The 25,853-nt window shown below is 69.1% G+C and carries 24 protein-coding genes, 1 tRNA gene and 6 pseudogenes; 13 read left to right on the top strand and 18 right to left on the bottom strand.

Annotated features, from left to right (window positions below; all coding sequences use genetic code 11):
• Window positions 1-323: 323 nt before the first annotated feature.
• A pseudogene (locus tag OH735_RS34150) lies at window positions 324-434 on the bottom strand (transposase); the annotation flags it as partial.
• Window positions 435-834: 400 nt separating this feature from the next.
• Between OH735_RS34150 and OH735_RS34145 the strand changes: the two are divergent.
• Entirely contained in the window at window positions 835-1,644 is an 810-nt protein-coding gene (locus OH735_RS34145; protein WP_406385507.1) for an acyltransferase, read from the top strand.
• Window positions 1,645-1,777: 133 nt separating this feature from the next.
• Here OH735_RS34145 and OH735_RS34140 read toward each other — a convergent pair whose 3' ends face one another.
• Genes OH735_RS34140 through OH735_RS34130 form a run of 3 tightly spaced genes read right to left on the bottom strand, consistent with a single transcriptional unit; the run spans window position 1,778 to window position 5,103 of the window.
• On the bottom strand, window positions 1,778-2,851 hold the full coding sequence (locus OH735_RS34140) for an NAD-dependent epimerase/dehydratase family protein (RefSeq protein WP_406385506.1): 1,074 nt from the start codon (window positions 2,849-2,851) through the stop codon (window positions 1,778-1,780).
• Entirely contained in the window at window positions 2,848-3,564 is a 717-nt protein-coding gene (locus OH735_RS34135) for a 2-C-methyl-D-erythritol 4-phosphate cytidylyltransferase (RefSeq protein ID WP_406385505.1), read from the bottom strand. The genes OH735_RS34140 and OH735_RS34135 overlap by 4 nt, the downstream gene beginning before the upstream one ends.
• Window positions 3,565-3,567: 3 nt before the next feature.
• Complete coding sequence (locus OH735_RS34130) at window positions 3,568-5,103, bottom strand: CDP-glycerol glycerophosphotransferase family protein (RefSeq protein WP_406385504.1); 1,536 nt, start codon at window positions 5,101-5,103, stop codon at window positions 3,568-3,570.
• 326 nt (window positions 5,104-5,429) lie between these two features.
• Here OH735_RS34130 and OH735_RS34125 point away from each other — a divergent pair.
• Window positions 5,430-5,723, top strand: a pseudogene (locus tag OH735_RS34125) (transposase); the annotation flags it as partial.
• Between the two features lie 387 nt (window positions 5,724-6,110).
• On the opposite strand, the gene OH735_RS34120 reads toward OH735_RS34125, so the two are convergent.
• Window positions 6,111-6,184, bottom strand: a tRNA-Pro gene (locus tag OH735_RS34120).
• A gap of 50 nt (window positions 6,185-6,234) precedes the next feature.
• Window positions 6,235-8,868 (bottom strand): ATP-binding protein, encoded by a 2,634-nt coding sequence (locus tag OH735_RS34115; protein ID WP_406385503.1) that lies wholly within the window; start codon window positions 8,866-8,868, stop codon window positions 6,235-6,237.
• 108 nt (window positions 8,869-8,976) lie between these two features.
• On the opposite strand from OH735_RS34115, the gene OH735_RS34110 reads away from it, so the two are divergent.
• Both OH735_RS34110 and cobF read left to right on the top strand, forming a co-directional pair.
• Window positions 8,977-9,543 carry a DUF309 domain-containing protein gene (locus tag OH735_RS34110; protein ID WP_406385502.1) on the top strand — a complete coding sequence of 189 codons (567 nt, stop codon included), beginning with the start codon at window positions 8,977-8,979 and terminating at the stop codon, window positions 9,541-9,543.
• 71 nt (window positions 9,544-9,614) lie between these two features.
• On the top strand, window positions 9,615-10,370 hold the full coding sequence (cobF, locus tag OH735_RS34105) for a precorrin-6A synthase (deacetylating) (protein WP_406385501.1): 756 nt from the start codon (window positions 9,615-9,617) through the stop codon (window positions 10,368-10,370).
• Here the strand turns inward: cobF and OH735_RS34100 are convergent.
• Window positions 10,339-11,133 carry a cobalt-precorrin-6A reductase gene (locus OH735_RS34100; RefSeq protein WP_406385500.1) on the bottom strand — a complete coding sequence of 265 codons (795 nt, stop codon included), beginning with the start codon at window positions 11,131-11,133 and terminating at the stop codon, window positions 10,339-10,341. The two genes, cobF and OH735_RS34100, sit on opposite strands and share 32 nt — an antisense overlap.
• A gap of 104 nt (window positions 11,134-11,237) precedes the next feature.
• Here OH735_RS34100 and OH735_RS34095 point away from each other — a divergent pair, with 104 nt between their 5' ends.
• Window positions 11,238-11,729 (top strand): hypothetical protein, encoded by a 492-nt coding sequence (locus OH735_RS34095; protein ID WP_406385499.1) that lies wholly within the window; start codon window positions 11,238-11,240, stop codon window positions 11,727-11,729.
• 31 nt (window positions 11,730-11,760) lie between these two features.
• On the opposite strand, the gene OH735_RS34090 is transcribed toward OH735_RS34095, so the two are convergent.
• Together OH735_RS34090 and OH735_RS34085 are read right to left on the bottom strand one after the other, a co-directional pair.
• Window positions 11,761-12,096, bottom strand: a complete 336-nt coding sequence (locus tag OH735_RS34090) for a hypothetical protein (RefSeq protein WP_406386981.1) — start codon at window positions 12,094-12,096, stop codon at window positions 11,761-11,763.
• A 111-nt stretch (window positions 12,097-12,207) separates the two neighbouring features.
• A complete protein-coding gene (locus OH735_RS34085) occupies window positions 12,208-12,975 on the bottom strand; it encodes a sulfite exporter TauE/SafE family protein (protein ID WP_406385498.1) in 768 nt (255 codons plus the stop codon).
• A 297-nt stretch (window positions 12,976-13,272) separates the two neighbouring features.
• Between OH735_RS34085 and OH735_RS34080 the strand changes: the two genes are divergently transcribed.
• The 5 genes and pseudogenes from OH735_RS34080 to OH735_RS34060 all read left to right on the top strand — a co-directional run bounded on the left by OH735_RS34080 (window position 13,273) and on the right by OH735_RS34060 (window position 16,251).
• Window positions 13,273-14,430, top strand: a complete 1,158-nt coding sequence (locus OH735_RS34080) for a substrate-binding domain-containing protein (protein WP_406385497.1) — start codon at window positions 13,273-13,275, stop codon at window positions 14,428-14,430.
• Between the two features lie 176 nt (window positions 14,431-14,606).
• Window positions 14,607-14,813, top strand: a pseudogene (locus OH735_RS34075) (sugar ABC transporter permease); the annotation flags it as partial.
• 72 nt (window positions 14,814-14,885) lie between these two features.
• Window positions 14,886-15,068 (top strand): annotated as a pseudogene (locus OH735_RS34070) (hydroxyacid dehydrogenase); the annotation flags it as partial.
• A pseudogene (locus OH735_RS34065) lies at window positions 15,065-15,436 on the top strand (DUF2264 domain-containing protein); the annotation flags it as partial. The pseudogenes OH735_RS34070 and OH735_RS34065, both read left to right, overlap by 4 nt.
• Before the next feature lie 146 nt (window positions 15,437-15,582).
• Window positions 15,583-16,251, top strand: coding sequence for a DUF4158 domain-containing protein (locus OH735_RS34060; RefSeq protein WP_406385496.1), 669 nt, complete (start codon window positions 15,583-15,585; stop codon window positions 16,249-16,251).
• A gap of 37 nt (window positions 16,252-16,288) precedes the next feature.
• On the opposite strand, the gene OH735_RS34055 is transcribed toward OH735_RS34060, so the two are convergent.
• The 4 genes from OH735_RS34055 to OH735_RS34040 all read right to left on the bottom strand — a co-directional run bounded on the left by OH735_RS34055 (window position 16,289) and on the right by OH735_RS34040 (window position 18,814).
• On the bottom strand, window positions 16,289-17,446 hold the full coding sequence (locus tag OH735_RS34055) for a serine hydrolase domain-containing protein (RefSeq protein ID WP_406385495.1): 1,158 nt from the start codon (window positions 17,444-17,446) through the stop codon (window positions 16,289-16,291).
• Between the two features lie 201 nt (window positions 17,447-17,647).
• The gene (locus OH735_RS34050; RefSeq protein WP_406385494.1) at window positions 17,648-18,124 is read right to left on the bottom strand and encodes a Clp protease N-terminal domain-containing protein; all 477 of its coding nucleotides are present in this window, start codon (window positions 18,122-18,124) and stop codon (window positions 17,648-17,650) included.
• The gene (locus OH735_RS34045) at window positions 18,111-18,356 is read right to left on the bottom strand and encodes a hypothetical protein (protein ID WP_382883954.1); all 246 of its coding nucleotides are present in this window, start codon (window positions 18,354-18,356) and stop codon (window positions 18,111-18,113) included. Before OH735_RS34045 ends, OH735_RS34050 begins: the two co-directional genes overlap by 14 nt.
• A gap of 164 nt (window positions 18,357-18,520) precedes the next feature.
• Window positions 18,521-18,814 carry a hypothetical protein gene (locus OH735_RS34040; protein ID WP_406385493.1) on the bottom strand — a complete coding sequence of 98 codons (294 nt, stop codon included), beginning with the start codon at window positions 18,812-18,814 and terminating at the stop codon, window positions 18,521-18,523.
• 223 nt (window positions 18,815-19,037) lie between these two features.
• Between OH735_RS34040 and OH735_RS34035 the strand changes: the two genes are divergently transcribed.
• Window positions 19,038-19,310 (top strand): hypothetical protein, encoded by a 273-nt coding sequence (locus OH735_RS34035; RefSeq protein ID WP_406385492.1) that lies wholly within the window; start codon window positions 19,038-19,040, stop codon window positions 19,308-19,310.
• Window positions 19,311-19,356: 46 nt separating this feature from the next.
• Here the strand turns inward: OH735_RS34035 and OH735_RS34030 are convergent, their stop codons facing one another.
• The 5 genes and pseudogenes from OH735_RS34030 to OH735_RS34010 form a co-directional block, all read right to left on the bottom strand.
• Window positions 19,357-19,989, bottom strand: coding sequence for a lactate utilization protein C (locus OH735_RS34030; RefSeq protein WP_406385491.1), 633 nt, complete (start codon window positions 19,987-19,989; stop codon window positions 19,357-19,359).
• Window positions 19,986-21,539 carry a lactate utilization protein B gene (locus OH735_RS34025; protein ID WP_406385490.1) on the bottom strand — a complete coding sequence of 518 codons (1,554 nt, stop codon included), beginning with the start codon at window positions 21,537-21,539 and terminating at the stop codon, window positions 19,986-19,988. Before OH735_RS34025 ends, OH735_RS34030 begins: the two co-directional genes overlap by 4 nt.
• Window positions 21,536-22,303, bottom strand: coding sequence for a (Fe-S)-binding protein (locus tag OH735_RS34020; RefSeq protein ID WP_406385489.1), 768 nt, complete (start codon window positions 22,301-22,303; stop codon window positions 21,536-21,538). Before OH735_RS34020 ends, OH735_RS34025 begins: the two co-directional genes overlap by 4 nt.
• Before the next feature lie 166 nt (window positions 22,304-22,469).
• Window positions 22,470-23,216: a FadR/GntR family transcriptional regulator gene (locus OH735_RS34015; protein WP_406385488.1), complete on the bottom strand. Its 747-nt coding sequence runs from the start codon at window positions 23,214-23,216 to the stop codon at window positions 22,470-22,472.
• Between the two features lie 106 nt (window positions 23,217-23,322).
• Window positions 23,323-24,101 (bottom strand): annotated as a pseudogene (locus OH735_RS34010) (crotonase/enoyl-CoA hydratase family protein).
• A 166-nt stretch (window positions 24,102-24,267) separates the two neighbouring features.
• On the opposite strand from OH735_RS34010, the gene OH735_RS34005 reads away from it, so the two are divergent.
• The gene (locus OH735_RS34005) at window positions 24,268-25,170 is read left to right on the top strand and encodes a DUF2510 domain-containing protein (RefSeq protein WP_406385487.1); all 903 of its coding nucleotides are present in this window, start codon (window positions 24,268-24,270) and stop codon (window positions 25,168-25,170) included.
• A gap of 122 nt (window positions 25,171-25,292) precedes the next feature.
• Window positions 25,293-25,610: a hypothetical protein gene (locus tag OH735_RS34000; protein ID WP_406385486.1), complete on the top strand. Its 318-nt coding sequence runs from the start codon at window positions 25,293-25,295 to the stop codon at window positions 25,608-25,610.
• The last annotated feature ends 243 nt before the right edge of the window (window positions 25,611-25,853 follow it).

Raw genomic sequence — 25,853 nt, 5'->3', positions numbered from 1 at the left:
GCCCGAGCCCCACTCAGCGGGTCGTGTATGGCGGTCCGTCGATCGGGATCGTCCTCGGACAGCGCCCCGGAGCAACCGTTCCTGCTCCGCGAGGCCGGCCACCATGCGCGCGAAGGCATCGGCCGCCCGCTCGTCGAGTTCCTTCAGTGGCATGCCGGGTGTCCCGGGCGAAGGTCTCGCGGAAGTTGACGTAACCCATCTGCATCACGGCCGTCCTGATTGGGGGCCGCCACCGTGTCCGCACCTTCCTGGCCGCCGTGAGCACCGTCGGCGGCAGCGTCACCTTCGGCCCGCACCACCGGCGTGAGCCTGGATGCCGCCCGAATGCCATTGACCCTGCGGTGGCCGGCCCACCGACCGCCGCGCTGCCCGGACTTCGGCAGATGAGGCTTCAGTCGGGCCCACTCCTCATGCGTTAAATCACCCCACCCCATGCTCATGCCAACGCCCCGAAGTCACGACGGTCACATGATCCGCCGGACAGTGCCTGATGAGCACCGCGGCGTGACGCCCCTGGCTCAGGCTCACCGACCGCACTGCGACCACCGCGCCGGTACGCCGCGCAAGGCGATCCACCGGATCAGTCCCTCGGAGCGAGAGCGCATCCCAAAAACCGACCAACTAGTCGATACACGCCCTGGACTGCGTTGAACGTGAACTGCGCGGAGCCAAACTCTCGATCCGGCAGCCGATGCTGCGGCCGCGATCGGTTCGATCACGCCAAGGTTCAGCAACAGAGTCATCTGATAACTTAAGCGCAAAATCGCAGGCCCGGACGGAGGTACGAGGGGCAGGTCCAACCCTTACCCGGTCAAGGGCACCCCTCAGATCACGATGTTGCAACTGCACAAGCTGGAGCGCTACAAGGACGATCAGGGAAACGAGGTCGTCTACGACGGCGAGATCCGTGAGACCAAGATCGATATCCGGTTCAAGGGGTCGAACAACAGACTCGTCATCAGCCCCAAGGCAGACATCAAGGACCTGCTCGTCACCTTCTCGGGAGACAACGGTCAGATCGAGATCGAGCAGACTACGAAGAAGCGTGCAGGTCTCCGCTTCGAACTGCGCTGCGGGCACGAGTCCCGGATCTGGATCGGCGAGAACGTGGGCTGCGCCGGCCGCGCATTCATCTCCGCCGTCGAAGGCGTGTCGGTGACGATCGGTGCCGACGTGATGTTCGCCAAGAACATCGAGGTGCGCGGCGACGACACCCACCCGATCTTCGACGTGCACACCGAGAAGCGCGTGAACCCGTCCCAGTCGATCGTCGTGGGCGAGCACGTCTGGATCGCGAAGCACGCGGTCGTGATGGGCGGCGTCACCATCGGCAACGGCTCGGTGATCGGCTTCCGCAGCATCGTCACGTCGAACATTCCCAACAACTGCATCGCGGTGGGAGCGCCGGCGCGGGTGGTGCGGCGGGACATCGCCTGGGAGCGTCCCGAGGTCGTTCCTCGCCGCCCGAATGAGCTGTATCCGCGCAAGGGCGAGAAATCCCCGCAGTACTGGAATCCCACCGATGACGACGCGGTTTCGGAGAAACCGGTGGTGCGGCCGCAGCCCAAGGCTCAGCAGCGGCGGCTGGTCCGGTACCTTCCGGCCTCGGTGCGGCGGCTGGCGAGGAAACTCCGATCCTCCTGAACTGCCCACGTTCTGCGGTTCGGTGACATTACGTCAAATTGCCTCGGGCACGGACTTTCGTCCGCGCCCGAGGCAATTTGCGTCCTGGCGATTTCCGTAGATCCGTGTCGGTGGCGCGCCGACGCGGAGTTCGCTAAAGGCCCGGGGCGCTGGACTCCAGATGGGTCACCATGCGGTTCAGCCCGGTCGGCAGATCGACCACCGGGCTCCAGCCGAGTGCAGCAAGCCGTGCGCTGTCCAAACCCTGCTTCTTCGTCAGGCTGTAGGAGCGCGCGTCGGACTCATTGGTGAACCGGAGTTGCTGCCCGCGCTCCGGGCGCACCTCGGTGAACAGCTCCGCCAGCCGCCGGATCGAGACCAGACCGGACGGGTCCGCGACGTTGTAGGCCACCTGGTCACCGCAGAGCAGCGCATAGAACAGCCCCGCGATGGCGTCGGCCACGTAGGTGTAGGTCCGTACGCCGGAACCGTCGCTGTTGAGCACGATGTCCTTGCCGGCCACCACGTTCGCCGCGAAGTCGGCCTGCACTCGCCCGTCGTCGAGCGCCATCCCCGGCCCGTAGACGTGACCGAACCTGACGACGCGGCTGTCGACGCCGTACTGCGCCTGGTAGGTCGCGCAGATCGTCTCCGCGGCGCGCTTTCCCTCGGCGTAGCAGGCCCGCGGGTTGAGGATGTCGAAGCCGCCATAGCTCTGCTCATCGATGAGCTCGGTCTCCGGGGGCTGGGCACCGTAGACCTCCGCCGAGGACATCAGCAGGAATCCGCGGCTGGCCTTCGCCACACAGAGGTCGAGCAGGTTAAAGGTGCCCAGCAGGTTCGCCTTGATCGTCATGACCGGCTGGCTGCCGTGCAGAACGGGCCGCGCGGCGCTCGCCCCGTGGATCACATAGTCGACGGGGCCGGGCAGTTCGAGCGGAGTCGCCACGTCCTGGACAACGAGGTGGAAGTCCGGGCGGTCGAGCACGTCCGCGAGCAGCCGTCTGGCCTTCTCCTCGTTCCGCACCAGACCGTGCACGGTGATGCCCGCGCCGTGCCGGTCGTTCAGTGCGAGCAGGGTGTAGACGACGTACGACGGCAGCATGCCGCTCGCGCCGGTGACCAGCACGGTGCGGCCGGAAAGCTCACTCCACGGCAGGTCACGGTCAAGGATCTCATCGAGGTCATGCGCCACGACCGGGCTGGAGACGGTGGACACTGAAATCACACACCTACGATCTGCTGGTTCTCAAGGATCTCGAAGAACGTCCGGCACAGGTAGAAGTCCTCGGCCGTCGTGATCTTGATGTTCGAGCGGGGGCCGACCACCCGGTAGATCTTGCGACCGTACCGGTGCATGAGGGAGCACGAGTCGATGGTGTCGTGCTCGTCCTCCGCGACCGCCCGGTCGTACAGCGAGAGGATCTCGCCGAGCCGGAAACTCTGCGGGGCCTGGGCAGCGTATATGTGGTCGCGCGGGATCACGTCGTCGATGTGCTCGTACTCACTCGACACCACGGTCTCGTTGAACTTGGTGCAGGTGATGGCCGAGCCGTGCTCCCGGACCGTCTCGATGTTGGCGCTGATCAACTTCGCGTCAATCAGCGGCCGCACGCCGTCATGGATCAGCACGACGGTGTCATCGGGGCAGTCCGCGGCGACCGTCTCGAGGGCTTTGTGCCGCGACTCCTGACCGGTCCGGCCGCCGTCGATGATCCACTTGACCTTCTGGATCTCGTACCGCTTCAGCAACTTCACCATGTGCTCGCGGTACTCGGCGAGTATCGCAATGGCGATGCTGTCTATCTCGGGGTGCGCCTCGAAGTGCTCAAGGGTGTGGATGATGATCGGCTTGCCGTGGACCTCCAGGAACTGCTTCGGGAGGGCGCGGGTGTTCATCCTCGACCCGATGCCGCCGGCGAAAAGCAACGCAACGTTCATAACTCATTCCTCTGACTGGTCGCTGAGCGGCTGGTCGCCCACCGTCGTGTCGTCCGGGACGGGATCGAGCCACCGGTGCTGGCCGCCCGTCTCCCTGCCACCGCGATCTCCGACCACCAGCCAATCGATCACGCGGTCCGCCGAGTTGGTGTCGACGTAGTCGAAGTTCTCCCGCCGGAACTCCTCGACCTTCGAGATGTCGAAGTCCTCGTCCTGCAGAGCCTTGAGCATCTCGTCGAAGGTCACGCAGATCTTGCCGGGGGCGACGGTGTCGTAGTCGCGGTGGAATCCGCGGATCACCGAATACGTGTCCTTGTCGTACGCGTAGAACAGGATCGGCTTGTCGAGCAGCGTGTACTCGTAGATGACCGACGAGTAGTCGGTGACGAGCACGTCGGTCACATGCAGCAGATCGTTGGTGTCGGGGAACGACGCGAAGTTCATCAGCCGGTCCGAGTACTCGGCGGGGATCGGCGGGGGCTCCTCGATGAAGTGGTGCATCCGGAAGAGCACGACGTACTTGTCGCCGCAGACCTCGTGGAGCTTCCCGAAGTCGATGCGGTCGTAGTCGTAGTGCGCGTCTCCTATGCTCTTCCCGCGAAAGGTCGGCGCGAACAGCACGATCTTCTTGCCCCGGAGTTGCGGGTATGAGGCGAAGAAGTCGTCAGTGACCTTCCGGGAACGCTCCTTGTCGAGGAACGTGTCGATGCGGGGCAGGCCGGTCGGCACGACCGCCGACTCCTCGATGCCGAACGCCTCGGCGTACACCGGCACAAGATGCTTGGACCCGGTGATGACATAGGTGTACTTGCGGTGGGCGTTGGACAGCTTCGGCGAACCGTACTTTCCGAACCGGCTGTAGCCGACCGCCTTGAAGCCGCTTCCGGCGTGCCAGAGCTGGATGATCTTGGTCTCCGGCGAAATGCTCAGGTTTCCGAGAAGCCCGAAGTAGTCGTCCATCAGCACGGTGTCCGACGTCGCGAGCTGGTAGATGAGACGAAACGTGCTCCACTTGTTCGCCGTGGCGGGTACCCGGAACGAGCGGCGGAACGTGTACTTCTTGTCGAGGCCCCGCTCGATCATCCGGTCGTGGACACGCGCCAGGTTGCCGCCGAGGGCGGTGCGCATTTCGGAGGCGAACAGAATCCGGTTGCCGCGCGGCGGATTCAGGCGGCGCGCGGCCCAGTAGAAGCGGTTGGCGATCTTGCGGCGCCGGGCCCGCGGCAGCACCTTCAGCGATATTCGCTTGCCGAGCGGCTTCTTCACCGCGTTCTTGCTCGGCCCCGCGCTGCGGAACAACTGGTACGTCCGCATAAGGAACTCGGGGTTCTCGTCGTCGTCCGAAATCCCGAACGCGATCACGTAGACGGAGCGGTTGCGGTCGTAGAGGAAGGTGCGGGAGTCGACGTCGAGCCGGTCCGCGGCATTGAGGTCGAAGGTGGCGGCAGGAAGTCGCTCATCACCGGCCACCGGGACGATCCGCCACGTACCGTTGGGCACCTGGCGCCGGTTCTCAAAGTTGGTGACGTTGATCTCCAAGCGGTGCTGTCCGGCGTCAATTTGCCGAGAGTTCACCGGGAATTCGCGCTCGTTGTCAACAATCAGGAACCGGAGAGTACTAGCATCTCCAGTGAAGCCCGAGACCGTCACAACAAGAGTAAGGTGCACACGCTCCCAGGAAATCGCCGCTATTGAGCAATCCGCCATCGTCGTCCTTCCGTTCGTGAACCGTCGTGCCTTCTATGAGGCGTGCGCGACGGCTACGGAGCCTGCCAGCGCCAGGTGTGACGGTGATCGGAGCATAGTGTACCGAGCACCTCAGCCTGAGACGGCGTCCTATGTGGTGACGGCTCGTTGGGCTGTTGATGGGGCGGGGTACGTGGGGTTGGCTTGTTCCGGACGGGCTTTGGGAGATCGCGAAGCCGTTGAGTCCGCCGTCGAAGGGTGCGTCCGCAGGGTGGCGTGACACGGGACACAGGGCACGCCTGACGAGACACTGTTCGCCGCCATCATCTACGTACTGGTGAGCGGATGCGCCTGGCGGGCCCTGCCGCCGTGTTTCGGGATCTCGAAGTCCACCGCGCACCGGCGCTTCGTCATCCGGGCCAGAGCCGGTGTCCGGGGCCAACTGCACGAGGCCATCCTCGACCGTATCGACTCCCGTCTCCAAACGCCGCAAGTCCCTCTCATCGAGGAAATCCGTCCGGCGATCGCCGAACGCATCCTCGCCGTCGGCCCCGACCCTGACGCGCGGCTCTTCACCGGCTCCCGCGGCGGGCGCATCTCCACCGCCGTCCTACGGGACGCAACCCACGGGGACGAGGTGGTCACCTCACTCGGCCACGAACACCTGCGCCGCCACGACCTCCGCCACACAGGACTCATCTGGTTCGCCGACGCCGCCGTCCCCGCCCGCGTCCTGCGCAAAATCGCCGGACACGGCTCCCGGCGCCGCTAGACCCCGTGGTCCCCAACTGGTCCCCAAGAAACACGGAAAGGCGGTACCGAATTTCTCCGATACCGCCTGCGACCTGCGAAAACACAAGTCGGGACGACAGGATTTGAACCTGCGACCCCTTGACCCCCAGTCAAGTGCGCTACCAAGCTGCGCCACGTCCCGATGCGATTCCTCCCGGTGTTCCCGGGCGGCCTCGCAGGACAAACATTACCTCACTCCGCGGACCGGATCGACGCCCATGCCTGGTGGGCGCGGTTTGCCAGGGATTCGGCGCCGCACGCGGTGGCCAGTTTGTGGGCCCTGGCGAGTTCGCGCGGGGAACGGATCGCGATGCCGTAGTCGACAAGGGCCAGGGCGTGTTCGTACGCGGACGGGGACGCCTCCAGATGGCGGACCGACTCGGCGAGCAGATGCGTCGCGTCCTCGGGGCGGGCGAACAGGGCGACACAGCGCAGGGCCTCGCCGATCGCGGTGTCCGTACCGAAGCGTTCGGCATGTGCCCGGGCCGAGGCGGCGAGTTGGGCGGCGCGGTCCGGGGCCTCCTCGGCCAGGACGCGGGCGAGGTCTCCCGCCCAGGGAGCCCAAACGCCGTTGAACCTGCCGCGGGGTTCGAGGGCCTGGCCAGCCGCTTCGAGTTCGGTGACCGCTTCCTTCGTACGGTCTTCGGCCAGCAGCAGCCGGCCGCGAACGCACGGGGCGTCGGGCAGCACCATCGCGCTGGGGTAGGGCGAGCCGAAGTCGTAGCGGTCGGCGATCTGGCGGGCCTCGGTGACCCGGCCGCGGGCGACCAGGGTGTCGATGAGCAGACAGGCCGCGTCCCAGTGGACGGGCAGTCCGCTGCCGACACGGTCGGCGAGGCGCAGTCCTTCGCGGAGGAAGCCCTCCGCCTCGGCGAGCCGGCCTCGACGGCGGTGGACCAGCCCGAGCAGGGTGTGCGCGAACGCCAGGTGCGCACCGCTCCAGCCGGAGATCTCGAAGGCGCGGACGGCCTCGCCGAACAGTTCCTCGGCCCGGTCGAGCTGGTCGGTGAAGGCGTAGGTGATGCCGACGAGCGTGGGGAGTTCGAAGCCCCACTCGGTATCGGTCCAGCCGAGCCCGCGTGCGGGATGGCCGTCGACCAGAGCGCGTTCGCAGAGGTCGACGACGAGCTGGGAGTTCTCGCCGCGCATCATGGCGTCGAAGGCGCGGATGGTGAGCAGGGCGCGTTCGGCGTTGTCACGGCCGGACAGGTGGTCGGCGTTCCGGGCGAGCCGGTCGGAACGGGCGGGGCCGTTGTCCTCGGACGCCTGCATGCCCTCCCAGAGGAAGTGGGCGGCCTGGAGCCGCATCAGGCCGGGGCCCGGGGCGGTGCGCGCGGCCTCGGCGGCGAGGGCACGTGCCGCTTCCTTCAGCTGGTTGTTGTGGGAATGCGCGGCGGCGAGCCGGTAGGTGGCGTCGACGCGCTGGTCGTCGGAGAGCCCGGGCATGTCGAGGGCGGCGCGCAGATGCTGGACGGTGGTGGCGGGCGAGCTGAGGAGGGTGGCGCAGCCCAGTTCGTACAGCAGGGTGGCCTTGACGCGTTGGCCCGGTGGTTCTTCCAGGGCGCGTTCGAGACAGCGGCGGGCGGCTTCCGGGGCACCGACCGCGAGGTGTTGTCCGGCTGCTTCGCGGAGTTGTCCGACCAGTTCCTGGTCGTTGTCCGGGTGCACTTCGAGGAGGTGGCGGGAGGCCGCCGCGGGGCCGAGTCCCGCGCGGGTGATCGCCCACGCCGCCCGGCCGTGGAAGGCGGTGCGGGTGGCCGGCGGGATGGAGCGGTACACCGCCGTGGCGATCAGCGGGTGGACGAACTCCAGCGGGTCGAAGCCGGTGACGATACGGGCCTCGCGCAGCCGCGCCGTGCAGTCGGCGGCCTCGGCGGGGCTCATTCCGGCGAGGGTTGCGGCGAGATCCTGCGAGATGTCCGTACCGAGGACGGCGGCGGCCCAGGCGAACCGGGTGGCGTTGGTGCCGAGCCGTTCGAGCCGGGCGACGAGGCCGCTGCCGCGGGCGGCCGCGCCGAGTTCGCGCAGCAGTCCGGCCGACTCCTCCAGCGGCACCAGTCCGCGGTCCTGGACCGTGGCGACGAGTTCGACCGCCTCGTAGGGATTGCCTCCGGTGACGGCCCACACCTCGCGGCAGAACGGGTCGTCGGCGTGTTCGCCGAGGGCCGCGCGGACCAGTACCGCGGTGGCGTCCGGGGTGAGGGCGCGCAGGGCCACCCGGACCTGGGAGGGGTTGGCGCCGCCCGGTCCGCTCTCCTCCTGCCGCGCCGCCAGTTCCTCCGGGCGGTGGGCCTGGACGACCAGGACGGGCAGTTCGCCGAGGCGGGCGGTGAACGAGGCGAGCCAGGCGAGGGATTCGCCGTCCGCCCAGTGCGCGTCGTCGATGACGAGCAGCAGCGGACGGTGGCTCAGCCGGGACGCGAGCCGGGAGACGACGAAGTCGAGGCCGTCCCGTACACCTTGCGGATCCGGCTGGGGACCGCTCGGTTCGGCGAGTCCGAGTGCGGGCGCGGCGATCTCGTACCAGGGCCCGAACAGGGTTCGCACCTCGTCGGGCGGGAACTGGTCGAGGGCCGGCTGCAGCAGTTGGCGTACGACGTGGAACGGCACGGATGTGACCGTTTCGCCGCCGCGTGCCGACCAGACCGTGCAGCGGCCGGCAGCCATCGCCCGGATCTCGGCGAGCAGCGCCGTTTTGCCGATGCCCGCCTCGCCGCTGAAGATCAGCAGCCCGCCGACCGCCTGGGCGCCGCACAGGGCGGCCACGGCGTGTGCGGCAGCGGCGAGTTCCGGTTCGCGCTCGTACAGCGGCCGGTACTGCTTCACCCCTACCCTCCCCAAAGTGGTGCAGATGCCTGTCGACACTAGTCGGGCGCGGGGGTCCACGGACAGTGGTTCAGGCGGTTCGCCGCAGGTGCGGGGCACAATCGAGGGGTGGACGAGACTCGCAGGGACCGCGACGCGGAGGGCCGGGCGCGCAACGCGCGTCCCCGTGACGGGCTGGGTCGCCCGCTGCCGTACGGGACACCGGGAGTGGAGCGGCAGCCGGAGGGAGTGGTCCGCACCCCCGAGGAGACCTTGCGGGAGGCGCAGCGGCTGCTGGACGCGGGGATGCCCTTCCACGCACACGAGGTGTTCGAGGACGCGTGGAAGTCGGGGCCGGTGGCGGAACGGGAGTTGTGGCGCGGACTCGCACAGCTGGCCGTCGGGCTGACGCATGCGGCCCGGGGCAACGCGACGGGCGGGGCCCGGCTGTTGCGGCGGGGCGCGGCGGCGCTCACGGCGTTCGGTGCCACCCGGCCCCATGGGATCGGGGTCGACGGGTTGATCGACTGGGCCGGGGAACTGGCGGCGCGGGTGGAGGAGCCCCGAGGCGGGAGCGCGGCCGGCGGACCGGGCGCAGACGACGGTGGCGGAAGTGCGGCCGGCGGACCGGCGCCCGGAGTTCGGAACGTCGACGCGGCCGAAGAGGCGCCCCGTCTGCGGCCCGGGGACGGGTAGGGCCGGTCCGCCGGACGAGGGCCCTCGACCCCGGCGCCAGGGGCGGTGGGGCGTGGGGCAGACTCGGTGCGGTGAGAAAGATCTATGTCATCGGCATCGGCGCGGGCGACCCCGACCATCTGACCTTGCAGGCCGTCAAGGCGCTGAACAGGGCGGATGCGTTCTTCATCCTCGACAAGGGTGAGGAGAAGTCCGATCTGACCGGGCTGCGGCGGGACATCCTCGATGTGCACGTGGAGAACACCGCGTACCGGCTCGTCGAGGCGCGGGATCCGGAGCGGGACCGCAGGACGTCGGACTACTCACCCGCGGTCGACGACTGGCGCAGGCGCCGCGCGGATCTGTACGAGCGGTTCATCGCGGAGGATCTCGGCGAGGACGAGTGCGGGGCGTTCCTGGTGTGGGGCGATCCCGCGCTGTACGACTCCACGCTCGGCATCCTCGAAGAGATCCTCGACCGGGGTGCGGTCGCCTTCGACCACGAGGTGGTTCCCGGGATCAGCAGCATCTCCGCGCTGCTGGCCAAGCACCGGACGGGGCTGAACCGGGTGGCGCGTCCGGTCCAGATCACGACGGGCCGGCGGCTGGCCGAGAGCTGGCCCGAGGGGGTCGACGACGTGGTGGTGATGCTCGACGCGCGACAGGCGTTCACCCGCCATCTCGACCAGGACCTCTTCATCTACTGGGGTGCGTACGTGGGGACCGAGGACGAGATCCTGGTCTCCGGTCGCCTCGCCGAGGTGTCGGACCGGATCGAGGAGCTGCGGGCCGAGGCGCGCGCCCGCAAGGGCTGGATCATGGATACGTATCTGCTGCGTCGCGACTGAACCAGCCTTCCCGGCCCAGCAGTTGGAGCGCGGACGGCACGTCGTGCACGACGGGCACACCGGTGGGCGGTGGCGGGCGGCGGACCACGACCACGGGGAGACCGAGGTTCCTGGCCGCGGTGAGTTTCGCCGCGGTGGCGGGGCCTCCGCTGTCCTTGGTGACGAGGACGTCGATGGCGTGGTCGCGCAGCAGCGCCGTCTCTCCGTCGACGGTGTACGGGCCGCGGTCGAGGAGTACGTCGGTGTGCCGGGGCAGCGGGGGCTCGGGGGGTTCCACGGACCGTACGAGGAAGTGGAGCAGGTCCGCTCCGGGTGCGGTGGCGAAGGCGGCCACGCCCAGGCGGCCGGTGGTGAGGAAGATCCGGCGGCCCAGCGCGGGCAGTCGCAGGGCGGCGTGCGCGAGGTCGTCGGCCGGGTGCCAGCGGTCGCCGGGGCCCGCCGTCCAGCCCGAACGGCGCAGCGCGAACAGCGGGATACCGGTGGCCTTCGCTGCCGTGGCGGCGTTGGCGCTGATGGTGTCGGCGAACGGGTGGGTGGCGTCGACGACGGTGTCCACGCCGTGGGCACGCAGCCAGTCGGCGAGGCCCTCGGGGCCGCCGAAGCCACCGACGCGCACGTCGCCGGCGGGCATCCGGGGCCGGACGACCCGGCCGGCCAGCGAGGTGGTGACGCGCGTCGTCGCGGCGCCGCCGGGCCCGGTCAGCTCGGCGGCGAGCTGTCGGGCTTCGGTCGTTCCGCCGAGGATCAGGAGGTGGCCGGGCATGCCCCGAACCTACGTCACCGCCTCCGTCCCCACGTACGTCACTTTCGCCACCGGACGTACGGAGCGGCGAACAGGGCCGCCCGCAGCCATTACGATCCGGCGTCATGAGCACTTCTGACCAGGACCAGGCCGTGGACACCCCGATAGCCGCTCCCGAACCCGCTCCCGAGGCGACTGCCAAGACGGCTTCCACGGCGACTGCCAAGACGGCTTCCGAGACGGCTTCCGGGGCCGAGGGCGATACCGATGCCGATGCCGTCGTCGCGGAGACCGCCTCCGAGACCGCCTCCGAAGCCGCGCCCGCGGCAGTTCCGGAGACCGCCCCCGAGGCCGATGAGCGGAGGTTGACGCCGCGTCAGGCGAGACGGCTGCGCATCGTACTCTCATCGGTCGGCATGGCGGCGATGGCGGTCGTCCTCGCACTGCGGATCGCCAGCCGGTCGTCCGTGCTGGTGGTCGGGGTGTACGGGCTCGCGCTGATCCTGTGCGGGATCGTGATCGAGCTCAGCAGGAACGGCCGTACGCGGCTGGGCAGTTGGCTGCTGGGGATCGGCCTGCTGGCGGCAGTAGGTTCCGACTGGCTGCTGATTCCCTGACGGATTCCCTGACGCATTCCCTGACGTACGGTCAGCGCACCGCGATCCGCACGGTCGCACCGTGCGGATCGACCCGGTCGAGCCAGTCGGCCCGCAGGTGGTCGGGGATCCAGTCGCCGGTGAAGACGACGGTGTCGCAGCGCAGGGTGGTCGTCCGGCCGTCGTGGTGCCGCAGTTCCACTCCGGTGAGCCGGTCACGGCCGGTCCGGGCGGTGACGGTGGCGTGGGTGAGGAGCGGGGTGCCGGCCCGGGACCGGGTCGGGGCCGTGAGGCGGGAGGGCGGCTGGTGGTTCGTCGCGCGCCGTTCGTACAGCACGCCGTCGGCGTACGGGAACGCCCGCGAGCAGGCAGAGATCGAGGAAGGCATCGTCTGACCCCACCCCGCCCACGCCTTGTTCCCAGTCCTTCCCGGTCGCAGCGAGCCGCTGTCGGGGAGGGCTGAGGTGTGTGCGGTGGCGGTACGGAACGCCGCGTGCGGTCAGCGCAGCAGCAGCTGGAGTCCGCCGAGGACGGTCGCGCCGATCACCAGCCGCTCGAAGAGCTTCTGGTTGATGCGGTCCACGCACGCGCGGCCGATGTAGGCGCCGGGGAGGACGAACAACAGCATGCAGGCGTCCAGCAGCAGCGACTGTGCGTCGATGAGGCCCAGGCCCACGCTGAACGGCACCTTGGACGTGTTGACGATGAGGAAGAACCACGCCGACGTCCCCAGGAAGCCGAGCTTCCGGAAGCCGGCGGAAAGCAGATAGAGCGACATGACGGGACCGCCCGCATTGGCGACCATGGTGGTGAAGCCGCCCAGCACCCCGTACGAGCCGGCCTTGATCCTGCCGCTCACCGAGGGTTCACCGGGCTCCTCGGACTCCTCTGCGCCCGTGGCGGCCGGCCTCCGCCGCCAGATGGTGACACCTGCCATGAACAGCAGGATCGCGCCGATCGATGTCCGTACGGCCGCGTCGTCGGCCCACATCATGAAGGCGGTTCCAGCCACCACGCCGCCGGCCACGGCGGGGAAGAGCCGCAGCAGAGTCGGCCAGTGGGCGTGCCGCCGGTAGATGAGAACGGCGAGTACATCGCCTGCGATGAGGATCGGGAGCAGTACTCCGGTGGACTCGCGGGCCGGGAGTACGGCCGCGAAGACCGCCAGACTGATCGTATTGGCGCCGCTGACGGCCGACTTCGAGAAGCCGACGAGTGCGGATGCCGCGGCGAGCGCGGCCAGTTGCCAGAGTGTGAGGGTGTCCATGCCAGAAACAGATGGTAGGCCCACGTGTTTCCGAGGCTGCGACCCGCCCTCCCCCAGGAAGCCACCTTTACCTTCTTGATCTCCATACGCCCCCTCCTTTCCAATCCCGGTCTCAAGTTCGTTGACGTCAGGTGCTGTTGCGCAAGGCCGACAAGAGTGCCTCCTGGGATCTGTGGGGCGTACGGAACGGTTCCCGCGCCTGTACAAGGGAGAGGTGATCGCTATGCTGCGCCCCAAGCGCTCACAGGAAGCGTTCAAACGCACAACGCGCGGCGGTACGGCGAGGGGGCCACAGCGATGCGGGAGCCGGTGGAGATCAGGCGGCAGCGAATCCTGGCGGTGTTGGAGTCGCGCGGCGCCGTCAAGGTCAGTGCGCTCGCGGCCGAACTGGACGTCTCGGTGGTCACGGTGCGGCGGGACGTCGAGGAACTGGCCCGGGTCGGGCGGCTGCGGCGCGGACACGGGGTGGCCCGGCCGTTGGGAGAGGCGCAGCCGGCCACCGCGGTCCCGGCGCCGCGGGCCGACGAACCCGCCGGGACCACCGGCGGGGCGGTCGCCCTGGTCGTCCCGGACCGGCACACGTACCTGTACGAGACGTTGCACGGTGCCCGGACCGTCCTGGAGGAGTCCGGGATACGGATCGCGCTGCACATCGCGCACCAGTCGGCCGGCGCGGAACGCGCGCTGGTGGAACGGGCCCTGGCGGACGGGGCGCGCGGGCTGCTGATCGCGCCCCGCTGGCGCAACGCGCGCTCGGAGGAGCTGGATTACGGCTGGCTGGCGGACGTGGGGGTGCCGACGGTGCTGATGGAACGGCGCCCCCGGCCCGGCAGCGCGCTGCACGCCCTGGATTCCGTCTGTTCCGATCACTGGTACGGGACGCATCTGGCCGTGGAGCATCTGGTGTCGCTGGGGCACCGGCGCATCGTGCTGGCCGCCCGCGACGACAGTCCGACGGCACGCAGCATCCGTGCGGCGTTCGCCGAGATCGCCGCGGCCCGTCCGGAGGTGGAGGACTGGACGGTCGTGCTGAGCTCCCCGGACGCGGTGCCCGGCCCCGCCCCCGACGCGCCGGCTGCGGGCGCCGCCGTCCCGTCCGACGCCCGCACCGCCCTCGACCTCGCCGCTCTCCTGCGGGAGAGGGGCGCGACGGCGGCCGTGCTGCACGGCGACGTGGACGCGCTGATGCTGGTGCAGCGGCTGGCGGAGAGCGGTGTCGACGTGCCGCGGGACTGCTCGGTGGTGGCGTACGACGACGTGGTCGCGGCCCTCGGCAGCACACCGCTGACGGCGGTGGCGCCACCGAAGGCGGAGATCGGGCGGGTTGCCGCCGAGCTGCTGCTCCACCGGCTGTCCGGGGCCGCCGGAGCGAGCGGTCCGGTGCGCCGGACGGAGCTGCTGCCCACGCTCGAGGTGCGCGGATCGGCGCAGGGGCCGACCCCCGCCACCGAGTGAGCGTTTGATCGCTTTGATTTTCTTCTTAGCGATCTATTGACCCGAACCGATCAGCCGATCATGATTCCCGATGACCCGATTCAGGAGCCGTGGGAGGCGCACATGCCCGGTCGACAGAGCCGTCGATCCGTGCTCGCCACGATCGCCGCCCCGCCTCTGACAGGCGCGCTCAGCGCGAGCCGATGCTGCTCGGCCAGGCCACACCGGTGATCAACTCCCGGTTCTCGCCCAGCATGTACATCTACGACGCGGCGTTCACCCGTAACAACTACGGTCTCGCCGCGGCCGCCTCGATGGTCCTGCTCATCTGCACGATCGCTCTCTCCTACGGGGTCACCCGTTGGACGAACCGGGCCGGCGCCCCCGAGGAGGACGCCCGATGAGTGCCACGAGCACGATCCGCAGCACCGCCGCCCCGCGGCCCCGGCTCCTCGGCCGCTGCGTCGTCACCGGCGCTGCCCGCCGCGCACCCGCTCCGGGAGTGCGACAACGCATTGATCACCCCACACCTCGCAGGCTCCCAGGGCAACGAATGGCGGCGACTGGTAGATCTGGCGATCGCCGAGACCGGCCGCTGGGCCGCGGGGGACGGATTCGCCCATCCCGTACTACGCGAAAGGCCGGCATTCCTCGCATGACCGCACCCCACCTGACCTCTCCCCTCGAACTCCCCGCCGACGACCGGGCGCTGAGCCCGTACACCGGCTACACCCGGGCGCACTGGGAGGCCGCGGCCGACGGGCTGCTCAAGGCCGCCTGGAAGTGGGCCACTCCGGGCGGCGCGCTGCTGGACCTGCCGGGCAGGCCGTCCGCGTCCGGGGTGCGTTCCGACGGTCTGGAGGGGTACGCGCGTACGTTCCTCGCCGCCGCCTTCCGGGTGGCCGGCGCGGACGGCAAGGACCCGCACGGCTGGCTCGACCGGTACGCCGACGGCCTCACGGCCGGCACCCGTACGCCCGGCCGGGACGATGCCGAGTCGTGGCCGCTGATCCGCGACCACACCGTCTTGGCCCTGTACTCGTGAAGCTGCCGTTACCCGTCATGTAGCAGAACGTGATGCTGTTGGGGTGCGGTTCTGCGCTTCCCGTCCAGTTGAGACCGGTGATCGCCACGATGTGGAGATCCAAGTGGGTTGAGGCGCGGAGGCATTCGGTGCGGCAGGAATGGGAGCCAGAGGACCTGATCGAGGTCTGGACGCTTCTTGAGGACGAAGTTGTGCGCCTGCGGAACAAAACTGGGGCGAATCGGCTGGGCTTCGCCCTGTTGCTGAAGTTCTTCGAGGTCGAGGCACGGTTCCCGGAGAATGCAGGAGAAGTTCCGGCGCCTGCGGTGGCGTACGTGGCCCAGCAGGTGAAGGTGCCGGCCGAGGACTGGGCCGCGTACGACTGGCAGGGCCGGGCGATCACTCGGCACCGCACGGAGATCCGTACGGCTTTCGGGTTCCGGGCGGGCACCGAGGAGGATCAGGAGCGGCTGGCGGAGTGGCTGGCCGCGGAGCTGTGCCCGGTGGAGCTCTCGCGTGAGCGTCTGATGGCGGCGGTGGTGGCCCGGTGCCGCAATGACCACATCGAGCCACCTGCCCCAGCGAAGGTGCAGCGGCTGGTGGGCCGGGCGGTCACGGACTTCGAGGCCCAATTCTGCCGCAGCAGGGTGGAGCGGATCTCGCACGCGACGCGCTCCCGGCTGGAGGACCTGGTCGTCGGCAGCGGGGACGAGACGGGCGAGGGCGCAGTGTCGGGCGGCGGGCGGTCGCACTTCGCCGAGTTGAAGACCGATCCGGGGGCGCCGGGGCTGGAGCTGGACGACGACGGGCAGGAGTGAGTATCAGGAGCTGACCAGGCCCGACCGTGACCGGTGTTCAGGTATCGCTTCGGCGGCAGAACTTCGCCTGAAGGAGATCGGTGAAGATTCCGATGGGGTCGTCCCAAGCGCCATTGCTCCAGTCGCCGTTGACGTTGGTGATGACCATCTGTTCGCCATCGCGAGCGCCGTAGGCGTAGGACCACGATCCGAAGAGCGCACCCCCCATGCCCCAGACCGTTTCCCCGCAGGGCAGTCTCACTGAGGAAACGCCGAGGCCGTAGGCGGCGTTGGAAATCCAGTCGCGGGCGGGCACGGTGGCGAACATGTCGCGTTGTTGGTCCGGTGGCAGTATCCGGCCCCCCAGCAGGGCGCTGAAGAACCGGTTGAGGTCCCCGGCGGTGGAGATCATGCCGCCGGCTGCCCAGAACATGGATGAATCGAGCTCGGTCGCGTCGTGGACCGGCGCGCCGGGGTCGGTCTGGAACAGCTTCGTGTAGTGCCGGGAGTGTGGCCCGTGGATCGTCGGGTCGCTGCCGTGCGGCAGGTACGTGCCAGCCAGGCCGAGTGGGCGGGAGATCCGCTCCGTGATCTCCTCGGCGAGCGCGCGGCCGGTAGCCCGTTCGATGATCATGCCTGCGAGGACGTAGTTGGTGTTGGAGTACGCCCAGCCCGAACCCGGTGTGAAGGTGGGTGCATGGGACATCGCGATCTGCACCAGTGACTCGGGCGGGTGTGTCTCGTAACGGTTCAGTGCTTCCTGGTCATCGGTGTAGTTGAAGATCCCGCTGGTGTGGTTGAGCAGCATCCTGATGTTCGCCCTGGCACCGTCGTGGTGATGGCCATGGACCACGCCGGGCAGCCACTGTTCCGCGGTGTCATCCAGGCTCAGTCTGCCTTCCGCCGCCAGCTGCATCACGACGGTGGCCACGAACGTCTTGCTGATGCTGCCGATGCGGAACCGGTCCTGCTGTGAACGCTTGCGGCCGGTTCGGGTGTCGGCCACTCCTGCGGTCCCGAACCACTGCCGGTCGCCGTCGTAAACCTCAGCAAGAATGCCGGGAAGGCCGCCGTGAGTCACGGCATGCTGAAGTAAGCGCTGAATCGCCTCGTAGCCCTCGGCCCCTGCCGGCGCGGACTCAGAATTCGCGCCCCCTGCTTTGACCGGTTCGGCGCCCGGTCGGCCGCTGTCTGTATGAGCGGTGTGTCGATGCATGTGATCCTCCTTGTCGTGTGTGACCCGTAAGTGACCGTCGGCCCCTCTCCACAGCGTGATTCACTGACACACCGGCTCTCACCAGGGGCTTAGCGCCCAGCGCACCGTGCGGTCCATCGCGCACGCCTACAGGACCTACTGCGCATCCCGGCAAGGGCACGGCCGCGGGGTGAACTGGCCGTGTCAGGTTGTTTCCAGTGGTCACTGATCCTGGCTGTTGAGCGTCTGCCGTACGCGGTCCGCCAACTCGGCCTGATCGATACCTGCCAAGGCGAGAGCACGGGGCACGGTGCCGACTTGAGCCTGCAGGATCCCGAGCAGTAAATGCGCTGACCGCAGGTCCTTCTTGCGGGCGGAGGCGAAGCTCCGATCCAGTGCGAGTCTGGCGGACGCACCCATCTTGGGCTGCTGGGAAACGAGGCTCGGCCTGGGAAGGTCATAGGCGGCCGGAGAAACTCCAACCATGCTCAGGCTGTGCTCGAACTCTCGATCCAGTGCATCGCGGACAGCAGCGTGATCGAGCCCGGCCGAGGCCAGGACCTGCTGTGCGGCAGTCCCCTGATCGGCGGCGAGCGACAGCAGGAGATGGTGCGCGTCGATCGTCGCCGACCCGTCCTCGTGGGCTTCGTGCATCGCCCGCACGATGACCGCCTGCAGGTACTTGTCAAACGCGCTCATCGCCGCGCCTCCTCAGCTTGACTCCGGCGGCGATGAGCCGCTTGGCGTGCTTCTTGTGGACGGCCTGGCGGGTGACACCGAGCGCCTCGGAGACTTTCGGCCAACTCCAGCCCGCTCGCATGGCCTGCTCGACAGCAGCGTCCTCCAGTTGATCGGCAAGGCGTCGCAGCGCCACGACAGCCGCCAGGGCGTCAGCGGGCTCTTGAGGAAGGGAATTCTTGCCGACGGACATGCAAGCAACTGTAGTTGACTAATAGAGATAGTCAACCCACGTTGCTAATAACTGAGACAGGGTGCGGTGATCCATCGGAGGCTCGTGATCACGCGCCCCTCTGTCGCCAAACGATGGCACCCTCAAGTGATCAACGCACCACCCACGGATCAACGCCGTTGCGTTTAGCTTCGGCGGCGGGTCGCGAGCCCGTGTTCGAGGAACGCGATCTCGGCATGGAAGCTGTAGGTCTGCGTGGTCGCGGGGTGTTGTCCGACGTTCGGTCCGTACTTGCTGGTGGGGTTCTTGCGGGTGCGGGCTTTGATCCGCAACCTGCGTCGGGTGGGTAGGAGTGCGTCCAGCGCGGCTCGGCCGATCGCGCCGAGGAGGTCGCCGGAGGTGGCGGGCAGAATGTTGCCGGCAGTGGTGACCAGGTCGGCGGCCGTGCGGTGGAGCACGGTGAAGCTGATCCGGTCCATGTCCAGGCCCGGACGGGTGAAGGCCGCGTCGGCGGCGGCGCGGATGAGTGTCTGGTAGGTGGCCAGCAGGGCGTAGACCTCCTAGTCGATGCCGTCCAGGCTGCGGGAGCGCAGGATGCGGCCGTGGCGCTGCAGCGGCGAGGCCCCTATCCGTCGCCGTGCGCGGGACAGTGAGGAAACGGCAGGCCACACCAGGGGCAGCCCCTGAAGTCCGGCCACGAGCATGCACGGCTGGGAGACGCGGGACGAGGTACGGGCCCCGCAGGGCACGGCGTACACGCGCTGGGCGGTGCTGCCCCGGCTGTCCGCGGCCGCGGAGGGCACGGTGGTGTTCGTGGCGCTCGCCTCGCTGACCGCGGAGGCCGACGCGGCGCCACTCGACGCGGTGGTGAGCGGGGTTCAGGTGGACGGGAACTCGGTGGACGTCCGCTGGGCGCAGGACGCGGCGACGACACGTATCGGCTTCGCACCGACGGTGACGGTCACGCACGGCTGAGCACCGGGGTCGCGCGACCGGGAGGTCGCGCGACCCCGCCCCGCCCCTACGCGTCGGTCCGGATCACCACCACCAGAGTGCGCGGACCGTGCACACCCTCCACTCGTTCCAGCTCGATGTCGGACGTGGCCGAGGGGCCGCTGATCAGCGTCGTCGGCCGCTCGGGCACCAGCCGGGCCACCGCCTCCGGTACACCGACCTGGACGCTCGACAGGTCGACGACGCACACATGCAGATCGGGGACGAGGGACAGGGCCCGCCGCCCCTGGTCGGGCGAGCCGTCCAGGAAGATCGTGCCGGTCTCGGCGCAGCTGACGGCCGAGGCGGTGACGACGCCGTCCAGGGCGTCTAGCCGGGGCGCCGGGATGGTGTCGGAGTCCTGCTGGACCTCACCGTCGTACGCGCCGAGCCACGCCGGGTCGAGTCCGGCCGGCACCCCGATCCGCCGGGCGCCGCGCTCCCGCAGCACTTCGGCGACGGTCACAGCCGTGCGGTCGGCGGTGCAGGTGTGGACGTGTGCCTTGTAGTCGACGAGCCGGTCGGTGAAGAGGGCCAGCCGTTCGTCGTCGGGGAGGGTACGGCCGGTGCGGTAGGCACGCGGGACGGTGGTGTCCGGAGTGGGGGCGAGGGCCAGGGCGTCCTTGATCCTGCCCAGTACCGTGTCGCGAGCGGTCGTCACTTCTCCTCCTTCTTGTTCGTCTCGTGCTTCTTGTTCTTCTCGTGCTCGTCGGCGGCGGCCCGCATCGTCGCGGCGCCCTCGGCCGACGCCAGCCAGGAGCGGAAGGTCTGCTTCGGCGGGGCGGCGGTGTCGCGGCTGTCGCTCCAGCCGTTGAACGGCGGCGGCAGATGCGAGATCTTCCCGTCCCGCCCGGCGACGACGCGACCGATCGCCGCCCCCTTCTGTGCGGCCGTGAACAGCTTCGGCCGCTTCATCACTCCGGCCGCCGCCTTCATGGCCAGCTTCTCCGCCGTCATGCCGGACTGCTCGGTGTGCTGGTGGCGCAGCTCGACCAGCAGCGACGGAATGTCGATCTTGACCGGGCAGGCGTCGAAGCAGGCGCCGCAGAGGCTGGAGGCGTACGGCAGCGAGCTGTTGGGGTCGTCCTTGGCCGCGTGCATCCCGGCGAGCTGCGGGGTGAGGACCGCACCGATCGGTCCGGGGTACGTCGATCCGTACGCATGGCCGCCCGCCCGTTCGTACACCGGGCAGACGTTGAGGCAGGCCGAGCAACGGATGCAGTTGAGGGCCTCGCGCCCGATCCGGTCGGCGAGCGCCGCGGTGCGTCCGTTGTCGAGCAGGACCAGGTGGAAGTCCTGCGGTCCGTCGCCGGGTGTCACCCCGGTCCACATCGAGGTGTACGGGTTCATCCGCTCGCCGGTGGAGGAGCGCGGCAGCAACTGCAGGAAGACTTCCAGGTCCTGGTGGCGCGGCAGCACCTTCTCGATGCCCATGACGGTGATCAGGGTGTCGGGCATCGTCAGACACATGCGGCCGTTGCCCTCGGACTCGACGACACAGAGGGTGCCGGTCTCGGCGATGCCGAAGTTGGCGCCGGAGACCGCCACCTTGGTCGTCATGAACTTCTCGCGCAGATAGGCGCGGGCCGCGGCGGCGAGATGCGCGGGGACGTTGTCGAGGCCCGGGTCGACGCCCGGGATCTCCTTGAGGAAGATCTGCCGGATCTCGTCGCGGTTGCGGTGGATCGCGGGCACCAGGATGTGCGACGGCTTGTCGTGCGCGAGCTGCACGATCAGTTCGGCCAGGTCCGTCTCGTACGGGGTGATGCCGACCGATTCGAGATACTCGTTGAGGCCGATCTCCTGGGTGGCCATCGACTTGACCTTGATGACGTCGCTGCTGCCCGTCGCCTTGACGAGCCGGGTGACGATCTCGTTGGCCTCGACTCCGTCGCGCGCCCAGTGGACGGTGCCGCCGCGCTCGGTGACCTTCCGCTCCAGTTGTTCCAGGAGTTCGGGCAGCCGGTTCATGGTGTCGGTCTTGATGGCCGAGCCGGCGTCGCGCAGCTCTTCCCAGTCGGGCAGTTCGCCGGTGACATTCAGGCGTTTGGCGCGGATCGTGTGGGTGGCCCTGCCGAGATTGCGGCGCAGTTGTTCATTGCGCAGTTCATCGTGGGCGGCGGCGGGGAACGTCCGGTCGCCGCGCAGATTTCCCGTTCCGTACGGGGAACGGGGCGGGGTCGCGGGCATGCCGAGGAAGGTGCTGCTCATCGGACGGCCTCCGTCGGGACGTACGGCGAGGTGCGGGTGGAGGAGAGGATCTGTGCGAGGTGCAGGGTGCGGGTGCCCGAGGAGATACGGGAGAGTCCGCCGCCGATGTGCATCAGACAGGACGAGTCGCCCGCGGTGCAGACCTCGGCTCCGGTGGTGGCGATGTTGCGCATCTTGTCCTGGAGCATCGCCGTCGACGTCTCGGCGTTCTTGACGGCGAAGGTGCCGCCGAACCCGCAGCAGGCATCGGCCTCGGGGAGTTCGACGAGGTCGATGGAGTCGACGGCGCGGAGCAGCTTCAGCGGCTTCTCACCGACGCGGAGCATGCGCAGGGAGTGACAGGTGGGGTGGTACGTGACGCGGTGCGGGAAGTACGCGCCGACATCGGTGACGTCCAGGACGTCGACGAGGAGCTCCGACAGCTCGTACGTCTTGGCCTTGACGGTGGCGACACCCGCGCGCAGCGCCGCGTCCCCGTACCGCTCAGCGACGATCTCGTGCTGATGCCGGACCGAGCCCGCGCACGATCCGGACGGCATGACGACGGCGTCGATCGACGCGTCGCCGAACTGCTCGGCGAAGTTCCGCACCAGGGGCACCGGTTCGCGCTGGTATCCGGTGTTGACGTGCATCTGACCGCAACAGGTCTGCCCGGGCGGGAACACCACGTCGTGGCCCAGTCGGGCGAGCAGGACCGCGGTCGATTTCACCGCCTCGGGGAAGAGCGTGTCTCCCAGACAGGTGGCGAAGAGTCCGATGCGCATGGGTCTCTCCGATCGATTCTCCATTTAATGGTCTGACCATACTAGCCTCGGTCCGGAACATGAAGGCTGCGACACCACGAGCCGATACATACAGGCATGCACCTGACAAGATCTGCGCCACGCACCCCAGGCCCCGGCCCAACCGGCCGGAGCCCGCGCCCATCTGTCAGGAATCCCCTCGCGCGCGGTCGGAGTTCTCGTCGACCAGCGTGCCGTGGAGGCTTCGGATGTGCCGCTCGACGAGATCTGCGGCCTTCACGCCCTCGCCGGCGCGTACCAGCCTCAGCAGCTCGGTGTGCTCCGCGTTGAGCGCGGCGGCCGTGGCCGGCCAGCCCTCGGCCTCCTCCAGCGCCCGCAGGATCAGCGGGCGCACCGACTCACGGACGGCGGAGGTGAGCGTGGAGGTCAGTTCATTGCCGGAGCTGCGGGCGATGTTCACATGGAACCGGGTGTCCAGGTCGTTGAACTCCGACACCCCGACATCCGGCTCCCCCATGTGCACGACCAGCGCCTCCGCCTCGTCGAGGTCCTCCGCCGTGGCGTGCCGCGCGGCCGCCTCGAAGCTCGACCTCTCCAGCACGACGCGCGCTTCCAGAACGTCATGGAGGCTGTAGCTGCCGAGGGCGAAGTGCAGACGCAGCAGTCTACCGAGGGCGTCGTCCGGATTGCGCACGATCCGCGCCCCGGCATCCGGCCCCCGGCCCGGCTGCGCGACCAGCACACCGATGGTCTCCAGCACCCGCAGCGCCTCGCGCAGCGCGGACCGGCTGACCCCGAGCACCGGCGCGAGCTCCCGCTCGGGCGGCAATCGGTCGCCCGCCCTGAGCTCACCGGAGGACACCCGTTCCTCAATGCTCTGGAGCACGAGCTCATGCGTACGGGACTGCCGTACGGGTTGCCATTCGACGGGCATCCGTCACCCCCTGCCTCGGCCGGAATCGTCCGGTTGCCGTCGCTTCTACTTCCCGATCTCCAACTATGTCACACACCACATATGGTCGGACCAAAGGATGGATCGGTCAGTCGCCGAACGACCCGTGGCGGCCCGCACCGCCCCCGAAGCGGTCGGCACCCGCCTGCGTCTCTCCCGCGGTGAGCGGCACCAGGCCGTGGTGGTACTCCGCAGCCAGGGCGTCCAGCTCGCTCAGGCCGTGCTGCTCGCGCACCGAGAGCCGGTCGTGGCGCAGGCACAGTTGCGGGAACGCACCGATTTCCCGGGCCAGTTGCTCCGCCGCGCGCCGAGCCTCACCGGTCGGAACGATCCGGTTGGCGAGCCCCATGGCGTACGCCTCCGGGGCCGGGACGGGGCGCCCGGTGAGGATCATGTCCATGGCCCGGCTCTCGCCGATCAGGCGCGGCAGCCGTACGGTTCCGCCGTCGACCAGCGGCACTCCCCAGCGGCGGCAGAACACCCCGAACACCGCGTCGTCCTCGGCCACCCGCAGATCGCACCAGACGGCCAGCTCCAGCCCCCGGCCACCGCGTGACCCGAGACCGCCGCGATGACGGGCTTGCTCAGGCTCATCCGGGTCGGCCCCATCGGCCCGTCGCCCTCGGGCAGGACCTTGTTGCCGCGTTCCGTACCGATGCTCTTCAGGTCGGCACCGGCACAGAACGTACCGCCCTCGCCCCACAGCACGGCGACGGCCGCATCGGCGTCGGCATCGAACTCGCGGAAGGCGTCCGCGAGTCGGGCGGCAGTCGGGCCGTCCACGGCGTTACGGACCCCGGGCCGGCTGAGGATCACCGTGAACACGGGGCGGTCACGCTCGATCCGTACCCCTGGATTCCCACTCATCGTTCGCCCTCCCACAGGGGGTTGGCGTAGCCGGGTCGAAGCCGCCGAGGACTACCGCCGCGCCGCAGCGCACCACGTGCGGCAGCCCGATGCGATCACCCGGGAGGCATCCGGCCCGGCCGATGGATTCATCTGATTCTCAGGCAACTGTTCTACTCTGAGCCGCGTGACCCAGACGAGCCCGCCCGGCTGGCATCCAGACCCCGGGTATACAGGAATTGGCCCCCTTCACGAGCGCTGGTGGGACGGCACCCGGTGGACCGACCACCTCCGCCTGCCGCCCGCCGCGGTCCGGCGCCGCCGGCTGCGCATCGGCATCGGCGTCACCGCCGGTGTCGTGGTGCTCGCCGCCGTCGCAGGCGGCCTCTTTCTGCTGTCCGACGATTCCTCCGGCTCGGCGAAGGACGCCGCCCCGGCTCCGTCCACCGCACCTTCCGGCGCGCCCGGCCGCGGGCCGGGAGCGCCCGGAGGCGGTGGCCGCGGGGGCGGCGGCGAGAGCGGGGCTCCCGAGCAGCGGCTGCCGGGGACCGAGGACGGCTACGCCACGGACCTGTCCAGTGGCATCAGCCTCCCGGTGCCTGACGGGTGGACGGGCAACTCGGGGGTCGCGGGCGCGGGTGTGAGCACCGGTGAGTACCCCTGCCCCGGCGACACGTCCGAGCAGTGCGTGCGGGGCGGCGTGTTCTCCATGCCGGCGAAGGCCCTGAAGCTCGACACCACGACGGCGAAGGCCACGGCGGCGAAGGACATCTCCGCCAACGCGACGGAGTCCTACGGCGAAAAGATCTACGGAGGCATCACCTCGCACCAGGAGCTCAGGTCCGGGCCCGTCACCGTGGCCGGACAGCAGGGCTATCTAGTGCGCTGGAAGGTGGTGACGAAGAACGGCGACGACGGGTACGTCCAGTCGCTGGCCTTCCCGTCCCCCCGTTCCAAGGACGTGATGGTCGTCGTCCGTTCCGGCTTCGACATCAACTCCAAGGCGCCGAAGCTCTCCGTCATGGACGACATCACCAAGGGCATCAAGGCCGCATCGAGAACGGGCTCCGGTCCGGGCACCACCGCATAGGAGCGTGGCGGACGACCGCGTCCGCGGGGCGGGCGCCCAGCACCGGTGTGAGTACGAGAGGACGACCGGACTGAGTACGTCGTCCGATTCCTCACCGGGCCGTCGCTGGTCGAATGACACCCATGGCTCCTGACGCGTCTCCCCGCCCCCGCATGCAGCACGTCACCGCCGCCGGTACGGCCCTGGCCGTGACTTTGGCGCCGCTGGTGGTCGGCGTGCTGCTGGCCAAGACCATGGCGACGGACCCGATGACACCGGTCAACGCGATGGTCACCAGGGGCGGGCAGCCCGCGCCGCTCTCGCCCGCGCAGTGGCGCAGACGCGGCAGGCACGCGCTGCGCCGGTGGAAGGGCCCGCTGAACGCCTGCAAGCACCCGGGTGCACTGGTGGTGCGGCGATGCCCCCGGGTGCGCCCTCCGCGGCTGCCTTCTGCCCCATAAGGACGCTGCCGACGTCCTCGACGTCCAGCGGCACCGTCGCCACGACCGGGTCGGCGCGCGCGAAGGAAGCGTCGGCCGGGAAAACCCGGTGACCTGCCCGCACCCGGTTCACTACACTCGCCACGAATCGCCCGCTGCGCCACCGTCGCGGCGCGCACCGTGACAAGTGAGGGGAGACGGCCATGCGTTACCACACCGCCGTCGTCGTCCCCCCGTCGCGGTACGAGGTGATCCTGGTGTCTT

It is taken from the genome of Streptomyces sp. NBC_01618, from assembly GCF_045209435.1.
Taxonomy (GTDB): domain Bacteria; phylum Actinomycetota; class Actinomycetes; order Streptomycetales; family Streptomycetaceae; genus Streptomyces.
This window is presented reverse-complemented; position numbering and strand designations above follow the sequence as displayed.

Bases quoted from the DNA above. Each gene is read 5' to 3' on its own strand.
- OH735_RS34090 (WP_406386981.1), bottom strand. From the start codon at position 12,096: ATGCCTTCCTCGATCTCTGCCTGCTCGCGGGCGTTCCCGTACGCCGAC.
- OH735_RS34085 (WP_406385498.1), bottom strand. From the start codon at position 12,975: ATGGACACCCTCACACTCTGGCAACTGGCCGCGCTCGCCGCGGCATCC.
- OH735_RS34035 (WP_406385492.1), top strand. From the start codon at position 19,038: ATGCACGGCTGGGAGACGCGGGACGAGGTACGGGCCCCGCAGGGCACG.
- OH735_RS34135 (WP_406385505.1), bottom strand. From the start codon at position 3,564: ATGAACGTTGCGTTGCTTTTCGCCGGCGGCATCGGGTCGAGGATGAAC.
- OH735_RS34040 (WP_406385493.1), bottom strand. From the start codon at position 18,814: ATGGACCGGATCAGCTTCACCGTGCTCCACCGCACGGCCGCCGACCTG.
- OH735_RS34050 (WP_406385494.1), bottom strand. From the start codon at position 18,124: ATGAGCGCGTTTGACAAGTACCTGCAGGCGGTCATCGTGCGGGCGATG.
- OH735_RS34020 (WP_406385489.1), bottom strand. From the start codon at position 22,303: ATGCGCATCGGACTCTTCGCCACCTGTCTGGGAGACACGCTCTTCCCC.
- OH735_RS34045 (WP_382883954.1), bottom strand. From the start codon at position 18,356: ATGTCCGTCGGCAAGAATTCCCTTCCTCAAGAGCCCGCTGACGCCCTG.
- OH735_RS34015 (WP_406385488.1), bottom strand. From the start codon at position 23,216: ATGCCCGTCGAATGGCAACCCGTACGGCAGTCCCGTACGCATGAGCTC.
- OH735_RS34095 (WP_406385499.1), top strand. From the start codon at position 11,238: ATGAGCACTTCTGACCAGGACCAGGCCGTGGACACCCCGATAGCCGCT.
- OH735_RS34055 (WP_406385495.1), bottom strand. From the start codon at position 17,446: ATGCATCGACACACCGCTCATACAGACAGCGGCCGACCGGGCGCCGAA.
- OH735_RS34080 (WP_406385497.1), top strand. From the start codon at position 13,273: ATGCGGGAGCCGGTGGAGATCAGGCGGCAGCGAATCCTGGCGGTGTTG.
- OH735_RS34025 (WP_406385490.1), bottom strand. From the start codon at position 21,539: ATGAGCAGCACCTTCCTCGGCATGCCCGCGACCCCGCCCCGTTCCCCG.
- OH735_RS34145 (WP_406385507.1), top strand. From the start codon at position 835: ATGTTGCAACTGCACAAGCTGGAGCGCTACAAGGACGATCAGGGAAAC.
- OH735_RS34000 (WP_406385486.1), top strand. From the start codon at position 25,293: ATGGCTCCTGACGCGTCTCCCCGCCCCCGCATGCAGCACGTCACCGCC.
- OH735_RS34100 (WP_406385500.1), bottom strand. From the start codon at position 11,133: ATGCCCGGCCACCTCCTGATCCTCGGCGGAACGACCGAAGCCCGACAG.